Source organism: Streptomyces hygroscopicus subsp. hygroscopicus (assembly GCF_001553455.1).
Taxonomy (GTDB): domain Bacteria; phylum Actinomycetota; class Actinomycetes; order Streptomycetales; family Streptomycetaceae; genus Streptomyces; species Streptomyces hygroscopicus.
In genome coordinates this window covers 1-2,255 of the sequence record NZ_BBOX01000579.1, presented here as the reverse complement: position 1 = coordinate 2,255, position 2,255 = coordinate 1, and the positions used below count along the sequence as shown (strand labels likewise).

At 74.6% G+C, this 2,255-nt stretch carries 1 protein-coding gene; it reads right to left on the bottom strand.

The annotated features are described in order from the left end of the window. A partial coding sequence (locus AXW62_RS38875) for a SpnB-like Rossmann fold domain-containing protein (protein ID WP_159061090.1) occupies window positions 1-2,255 on the bottom strand: 2,255 nt, incomplete at both ends.

Here is a 2,255-nt window from a genome sequence, read left to right as displayed (position 1 = left end):
GGGCCAGACGCGCCGCGAACACCCGTCCGTCCCGCACGGCCACCTGCGGCTCCTCGGCGGTCAGCGCCGCCCGTAGCGCCGAGGACCCATCGCCGTCCTCCTGCGGGTCCAGGTCCACCAGGAGGAACTTCCCGGGGTGCTCGGTCTGCGCGGAGCGCAGCAGACCCCACACAGCGGCCTCGGCCGGGGTGCGCACCTCGGCGGAGGACCGGGCGCCCATCGCGCCGCGGGTCACGAACACCAGGTAGGAGTCGTCGAACCGATGGTCGGTGACCCACGTCCGCACCAGCTCCAGCGCGCGGTACGTGGTGGCACGCACCCGTGCCGCCAGGTCCGCGCCGTCGTCGATGCCGATCGCCTCCGCGGCGCCCGCCACCACGACGACGTCCGGCGCCGTGGCCCCGGAGTCGATCGCCTCGCGCAGCGCGGCCAGATCGGCGTACGACGCCACCTCGGCGCCCTCGGCCTCCAGGCCGGAGCGCACCCCCAGGTCGTCGGTGCCCAGCACGGCCCAGGTGGCCTCGGAGGCGGGGGCCGGCGCGCCGACGGGGACCGGGGTCCAGTCCAGCCGGAAGAGCGAGTCGTGCCCGGCCTCCGGGGAGCCGGCCGACTGGATCTGCCCCTCCGCGACCAGCCGCATCACCAGGGAGTCGACGGTGGCCACGGCGCGGCCGCTGGTGTCGGCCACCGTGAGGCCGATCGAGTCGGGCCCGAGCGAGCTGAGGCGCACCCTCAGTTCCGAGGCGCCCGTGGCCCGCAGCGACACGCCGGTCCAGGAGAACGGGAGCCTGGCGAGACCCGCCTCCTCCTGGGGTACGAACATGACGGCCTGAATCGCCGCGTCCAGCAGGGCCGGGTGGAGTCCGAACCGCCCCGCGTCCGAGGCGTTCTCCTCGGGCAGGCGCACCTCGGCGAAGACCTCGTCCCCACGGATCCACACCGACCGCAGCCCCTGGAAGACCGGGCCGTAGGCGAAGCCGCCCGCGGCCATCCGGTCGTAGACGTCCTCGGTGTCGATCCGCTCCGCGCCCTCCGGGGGCCATACGGTGAGGTCGGCCTGCCCGGTCTCCTCCGGTGTGTCGCTCCGGGCGAGCAGGCCGGAGGCGTGCTGGGTCCACGGCTGCTCCATGGTGGGGTCTTCCAGCCGGGAGTACACGTTCAGCGAGCGCGCGCCGTTCTCGTCCGGACCGCCCACCGCCAGCTGGAGGTGGACCGCGCCGCGTTCGGGCAGCGCCAGCGGCGCCGTGAGGGTCAGCTCCTCGACCCGGTCGCATCCCACCTGGTCGGCGGCGTGCAGGGCCAGTTCGAGGAAGGCGGTGCCGGGCAGCAGAATCGTGTCCTGGACCATGTGGTCGACCAGCCACGGGTGCGTCTGCGGCGACAGGCGGCCGGTGAACAGGAAGCCGTCCGCGTCGGGCAGCTCGACGGCGGCGCCCAGCAGCGGATGCGTCGGCGGGACGAGCCCCACGGCGGTGACATCGCTGGCGAACGTCGTCAGGGCCTCCAGCCAGTAGCGCTCCCGCTGGAAGGCGTAGGTGGGCAGCTCGACCGTCCGGGCGCCACGTCCGGCGAAGAGCCGTTCCCAGTCCACTCCGACGCCGTTCACGTGGAGTTCGGCCAGCGCCGTGGTCAGCGCCCGGGTCTCGGGGCGGTCCTTGCGCAGCACCGGCACCAGGACGGGCGCGGCGGCGCCCTCGGGCTGGTCCGCCACGCAGTCCCGCGCCATCGCGGTGAGCACGCCGTCGGGACCGACCTCCACGAACCGGGACACGCCCTGCGCGTCGAGCGCCCGCACACCGTCCGCGAACCGCACCGCCTCGCGCACGTGGCGGACCCAGTACTCCGCGGAGCACACCTCGTCCGCGCCGGCCGGCTGCCCCGTCACATTGGAGACCAGGGCGATGGCCGGGCGGGCGAACGACAGCTCTTCGACGACCTTGCGGAAGTCGCCCAGCATCGCGTCCATCCGGGGCGAGTGGAAGGCGTGGCTGACCCGCAGCCGACGGGTCTTGCGGCCCTGTCCGGCCCACTGCTCGGCGATCTCGAGGACAGCGCCCTCGTCACCGGCGATGACCACGGCGGTCGGGCCGTTGACGGCGGCGATGCTCACCTCGGCCGCACGCCCGGCCAGCGACGCCGCGATCTCCTCCTCCGACGCCTGCACGGCCACCATCGCGCCACCCTCGGGCAGCGCCTGCATCAGCCGGCCCCGGGCCGCCACCAGCGCGCACGCGTCCTCCAGCGAGAACACCCCG